Origin of the sequence: Blastococcus sp. KM273128 (genome assembly GCF_021698975.1) — a bacterium.
Lineage (GTDB): Bacteria > Actinomycetota > Actinomycetes > Mycobacteriales > Geodermatophilaceae > Blastococcus.
This window is the reverse complement of record NZ_SSXA01000127.1, coordinates 1-5,498: the sequence shown is the minus strand read 5'-3', so window position 1 is coordinate 5,498 and position 5,498 is coordinate 1. Positions and strand designations below refer to the sequence as shown.

Here is a 5,498-nt window from a genome sequence, read left to right as displayed (position 1 = left end):
GATGGTACTGCCCTGGAGACGGGGTGGGAGAGTAGGACGCCGCCGGACAACCATTCACGAAGGGCCCCAGCCACCAGGCTGGGGCCCTTCGTCGTCCCCGGATGTACTCAGCGCCGGATGCACGTCGGCACGATCCCTGCCGGCCGGCCGCGCAGGGGTGGTCGACCGAGCGCCAGTGGTCGGCCACCCCCGGGCGGCCGGTCCGCTACACGAGGACGGAAGAGCCCGTTCCGTCGGGTGACGGAACGGGGCTCCGGTCCTTGATGAGCTCCTCAGGGAACGACGCGACGGATCCCCGGGAAGGACGCCAGCGCCACGACGAGGGCGACGGCCGTCGGGAGCGCGATCGTCAGCGTCGCGGTCGACTGCTCGCCGAACCAGGCGCCGACGCTCCCCCAGGCCTCGAGCCAGGTGATCACGATGCCGAGCCCGCCGAAGAGGGTCATGGTCCCGATGATCAGACCCCAGGTGCCGGCCTGCCCCCAGCGCTGGTGCACCACGCCCATCCCCACGCCGACCGAGATGAACGCCAGCATCGGTGCTCCCGAGGTCAGGACCTGGAGGAAGAAGTTGTCCACCTCGAAGGGCCCCGGCGCCCAGTAGCTGAGCCCCGCGCCCCACCCGCCGGTGGCGTTCTCGATCGCGACAAGGGTGGCCAGCGCGATGCCGTAGTACAGCGACTGCGCCAGCGCGAACAGCGCCGTCCCCAGGTAGAAGGTGCGCCGGCTGATGCTCAAGCCCATCGCGAAGGGCAGGAGGTGGGTGACCGACTGGATGTAGACCACGAGGGCGGTGATGTAGAGGGCCAGGACGCCGCCGCTGAAGCCCCCGTCGTCCTCTCCGGCCGGCGTCAGGTGCCAGACGGCGAGGTTGATGGCGAAGCTGATGGACACCACCAGCCACGGGATGCCGAGGCTCACCAGCGGGTTGACCAGGTGCAGGCGGGCTACCTGCAGGACGCGGCTCATCAGGAGACCTCCTCGAGGTCGGTGCTGGGGGCGAGGTGGAGGGCGCGATCGGCCGGGTCCTGCAGGCTCATCGCGACGACCAGCTGCTGCAGGGGCGTCGGCTCGACCGCGAGGCCGGAGCCGGCCGCCGCACGCCGGGCTGCGGCCTCCCGGATGCGGACGACGGCTCGGGCGTGGCCGCCGAGCGCCTCCGTGTGCAGCAGCTCGTGCTGGCGGGCGAACTCGAGCACCTTGTCCCGCGGACCGCTCACGGTCACCGCGCTGTCGCGCAAGGACTCGCTGTCGGCGTCGAGCAGCACCCGCCCGCGGTCGATGAGCAGCACGCGCTCCAGCAGCGGGGCGATCTCCTCGATGAGGTGGGTGGAGAGGACGACGGTCCGCGGGTTCTCGGCGTAGTCGGCGATCAGCCGGTCGTAGAAGAGCTGCCGCGCGACGGCGTCCAGACCCAGGTACGGCTCGTCGAAGACGGTGAGCGGTGCGCGGGAGGCCAGGCCGATGACGATGCCGACGGCCGACGTCATGCCGCGGGACAGCTTCTTGATGGTCCGCTTCGCCGGCAGGTCGAAGTCGCGCAGGAGCGAGGCGGCGAGGTCGGCGTCCCAACCCGGGAAGAGCATGGACGCCACCGACAGCGCATCGCGCACCCGGAAGTGGTCGGGGTAGCGCTGCCCCTCCTTGATGAAGCAGATGTCGCGGAGGACGACGTCGTGCTCGTACGGATTGCCGCCGAACACGCGGACGCTCCCGCTGGTGGGCACCCGGTGCCCGGCGACCAGCTGCATGAGCGTGGTCTTGCCGGCGCCGTTGCGGCCCAGCAGGCCGGTGATGGCGTCCTTCTCGAACGTCGTCGTGATGCCGTCGAGCGCGGTGTGCTCGCGGAAGCGCATCGTGATGTCCTGCAGGGTGACCGCTGCGGTCGTCGAGCCCGTGGTCATCACCGGCCCTCCCATTCGTCGATCATGGCCGCGAGCTCGCGGGCGGGGATGCCGAGCTTCCGTGCCTCGGCCATCAGGGGGCGGACGTACTGGTCGGCGAACTCGCTGCGGCGCCGCTTGAGCAGCTGTTCGCGAGCGCCGGTGGCGACGAACATCCCGACTCCTCGTCTCTTGTAGAGGACCCCGTCGGCCACCAGCTCGTTCAGTCCCTTGGCGGCGGTGGCGGGGTTGATGCGGTGGAAGGCGGCCAGCTCGTTGGAGGAGGGCGCCTGGGCCTCCTCGGCCAGCGAGCCGTCGACGATCGCGTTCTCGATCTCGGCGGCGACCTGCCGGAAGATCGGGCCGGCGTCCTCGTTCACGACACCGACCGCGGGGCACCAGGGCTGCGCCGGTCCCTGGGTTCATTACTCATGTAGGGAACCATAGGGGTGGCGCGTCGCCGGGCGCAAGACGGTTGCCGAGCGGCGCCGGCCCCAGGCGCGACGAGACCCGGCGGCCCGGTGCGCTCGACGGCGGGTGGGTGCACCGCACGCTTGGGCGACCTCAGAGCGCGGCGGCGAGCGCTTCCAGGTCCTCGACGGTGGCGTCCAGGTGCGGTGAGACCCGCAGCACCGGCCCGGTCATCTCCCCGGGAGCGCGCTCCGGCCCGAAGGCGCTGACCACGATGCCGTGCTCGGTCAGCAGCCGGGCCCGCGTGGCGACGACGTCGACGCCGTCCGGCGGGCGCAGCGTGGTGGTGGCCGTCGGCTCGTCGAGGGGCTCCACGACCTGCCAGCCGGACACGCCGCCCAGGAGCTCGCGGGTGGCCCGGCCGAGCCCGGCCAGCCGCGCGCGCACGCGGTCGGGCCCGGCGGCCAGGTGCTCACCGATGGCGACCACGAGCCCGATCCGGCCGGCCACGTGCGCCTCCCCCGACTCGAAGGCCCGCATCGGCGGCACGTCCGCCGGCTCGGGGAGCACCGGCACCAGCTGCGCGGCGACGTGCGGGCGGGCCATCAGCACCCCGACACCACGCGGCCCGGCCAGCCACTTGCGCGACGTGCCGTAGACGACGTCGGCGCCGAGGTCGACGTCGACGTGCCCCAGGGACTGCGCGGCGTCGAGGACCAGCGGGACCCCGGCCGCGCGGCACAGCACCGCGACCTCCCGGGCCGGCTGCACCGTCCCCCGGTGGCTGGCGACGTGCGTCAGGTGCACCACCCGCGGCGGATCGGTGGCCAGCAGCCGCTCGACGCGGTCGAGGTCGGCCCGCCCCAGGTCGTCGACCGGCAGCGGTTCGGGCCGCAGCCCGGCGGCGCGCAGCTGGGCGACGTTCGGCGCGAACTCCCCGGGCAGGCAGGCGACCCGCGCCCCGGCCGGCAGCCGCCAGCCGCTCAGCAGGGCCACCAGCGCGGCCTGGGCGGACTCCACGAAGGCGACGTCGGCGGCGGCCATGCCGGCCAGCCCGCCGAGGACCGAGCGCCCCTGCTGGAGCAGGTCGTCGGCGGTCGCCTCGGCGACGTACCCGCCCAGCTCCGCCTCGTGCCGGGCGTGGTGCGCGGTCGCCTCGAGCACGCGGTGGCTCTGCCGGCTGCACGAGGCGCTGTCCAGGTGCCGGCCTGCGGGGCGCGGCCGGGCCTTGCGCCACTGCGTGCCCAGCTCTTCGCCGGGGGGCGTCACGCGGCGGACCCGGCGCAGGGGCCCGCAGCGGGCGTGCGGGTGGTGAGGGGCACGGGCTCCGTCAGCTCTCGATCTGGCCCCGGGCCACGGAGACCCCCGAGTGCGTCGGGTCGCCGTCCAGGGGCTCGACCGAGACGTCGACGATCGGGTACGCCGCCAGGTCCAGCCCGGTCGGCAGCTCGAAGGTCTGCGTCCCCGGGCGCACGACGCCCAGCGGCACCATGTCCACGACCCCCGGCTCGATCAGCCAGATCTCGTAGTACGCGTCCTCCACCGCCGGCGCGTCGAGGTCGACCTCGAGGGCGCGGGAGCCGTCCGGGCGGACCACGACCTCCGCCCGGCCCGACGCCGGCTCGCCGTCGAGCGGCTCGAGGGCCACGGTGGTGAGCGGCTCGAGCGAGTCCTCGCCCTGCAGCAGCGCCACGGCCCCGGCGCCCGCGACGGCGCCGGTGATCGCGGCGGCCGCCATCAGCACCACCGTGCGGCGGCTGCGGCGGAGCGGGAGCACCTGACCGCCGGCCGCGGCCGGGGCGGGTGCGTAGGCGGGCGCGGCGGCGGGCACCGGGGTGGCGGGGACGGCGGCCAGGGCAGCGGGCGCGGAGCCCCCTGGCGTCGCCTGCACCCCGGTGGCCGCGGCGATGCCGGCCCACACCGAGGCGGGCGGCGCCACCGGCGGCCCCGGCTCGGCGAATTCGGGGATCGCGACGGCGTCGACGGCGCGCTGGAGGCGCGCGACCTCGGCCCGGCACTCGGCGCACGAGCCGAGGTGGGCGGCGTCGTCGGCCGGGAGGGGCTCGCGCAGCGCGGCCAGGGCGAGCTGCTCAGGCTGGCAGTGCGGCACCGTCCACCTCCAATCGTGTCCTCAGGCGTTCGAGCGTGCGGCGGATGTGGGATTTCACCGTGCCCAGCGGGATGCCGGTGCGCTCCGCGATCTGGGCATGGGTGAGATCGGCGAAGAACGCGAGCTCGATGATCCCGCGCTGCGGCTGGCCGAGGCGCTCCAGCTCCTCGAGCACGAGCATCCGGTCGGTCACAACGCCGTCGACCGGGGGCGTCGTCCCGCCGGCCGGTGTGGCCTGCGCCTCGGAGACGGCGGCCTCGGCCTCGCGGCGCTGCCGGTCCCGCCGGGCCCAGGTGTCGGCGATCTTGTGGCGGCAGACGCCGACCAGCCAGGCGGGCAGGGGGCCCTGCTCCGGGTTGAAGCGGGCGCGGCCGGTCCAGGCGGAGATGAAGGTCTGCTGGGTGACGTCCTCGGCGTCCGGGCCGGGGCCGAAGGCGCGCACCGCCATGCCGTGCAGCTGCCCGGCCCACCGCTCGTAGGCGAGGGCGAGCGCCTGCTCGTCGCCGGCGGCGAACCGGCGGCCCACCTCGGCGTCGTCCGGCTCCGCGGAGCCGTGCGGCACCGGAACGGGGTCGGGGTTCACGGTACCGACGCTACCCAGGTGCGCGGCCCGGTCCAGCACCCCGGTCACGGCGTGGTGCCCGGGAGGGGCTCGGCGACGACGACGACGTTGTCGCGGTAGCTGCGGAACTCGGGCAGGAAGGGGCCCCCGCAGGTGATGACGACCAGCCTCGGCGGGCCGTCCCGGCGGAAGATCTCGTCCAGCGGGAGGACGTCCTTCTCGATCACCTCGCGGGAGACGACCCGCCAGCGGGTGGTCCCGCCGGCGGCGTCGGTGACGGTGATCTCCTGGCCGGGCTCGGCCGTCCGCAGGGGGAACAGCGCGCCGGGACCCTGCTCCCGGTCGTCCACGTGGCCGGCGATCACGGAATTGCCGGCCGCGCCGGGCTCCGGGCCGAAGCGGTACCAGCCGACGCGGTCGACGTCCTCGGGCAGCGCCATCTGCCCGTCGCCGGCGATGCCCATGGGGTCCACGGGTGCGGTGACGCCGAGACCGGGGACGTCGATCCGCGCGGGCGGGGCGGCCGCGGGGGC

Annotated in this window: 7 protein-coding genes; all 7 read right to left on the bottom strand. The window is 74.8% G+C overall.

Annotated features, from left to right (window positions below; translation table 11 throughout):
- Window positions 1-272: 272 nt before the first annotated feature.
- A complete protein-coding gene (locus E9529_RS20900) occupies window positions 273-968 on the bottom strand; it encodes a hypothetical protein (protein ID WP_236833191.1) in 696 nt (231 codons plus the stop codon).
- Window positions 968-1,918, bottom strand: a complete 951-nt coding sequence (locus E9529_RS20895) for an ABC transporter ATP-binding protein (protein ID WP_236833190.1) — start codon at window positions 1,916-1,918, stop codon at window positions 968-970. Before E9529_RS20895 ends, E9529_RS20900 begins: the two co-directional genes overlap by 1 nt.
- A complete protein-coding gene (locus E9529_RS20890; RefSeq protein ID WP_236833189.1) occupies window positions 1,903-2,262 on the bottom strand; it encodes a GntR family transcriptional regulator in 360 nt (119 codons plus the stop codon). Before E9529_RS20890 ends, E9529_RS20895 begins: the two co-directional genes overlap by 16 nt.
- Window positions 2,263-2,446: 184 nt before the next feature.
- Window positions 2,447-3,562, bottom strand: coding sequence for an ergothioneine biosynthesis PLP-dependent enzyme EgtE (egtE, locus tag E9529_RS20885; RefSeq protein WP_236833188.1), 1,116 nt, complete (start codon window positions 3,560-3,562; stop codon window positions 2,447-2,449).
- Window positions 3,563-3,623: 61 nt separating this feature from the next.
- A complete protein-coding gene (locus E9529_RS20880) occupies window positions 3,624-4,403 on the bottom strand; it encodes an anti-sigma factor (RefSeq protein WP_236833187.1) in 780 nt (259 codons plus the stop codon).
- Window positions 4,384-4,986 carry an RNA polymerase sigma factor gene (locus tag E9529_RS20875; RefSeq protein WP_236833186.1) on the bottom strand — a complete coding sequence of 201 codons (603 nt, stop codon included), beginning with the start codon at window positions 4,984-4,986 and terminating at the stop codon, window positions 4,384-4,386. Before E9529_RS20875 ends, E9529_RS20880 begins: the two co-directional genes overlap by 20 nt.
- 44 nt (window positions 4,987-5,030) lie before the next feature.
- A partial coding sequence (locus E9529_RS20870; protein ID WP_236833185.1) for a class F sortase occupies window positions 5,031-5,498 on the bottom strand: 468 nt, incomplete at its 5' end.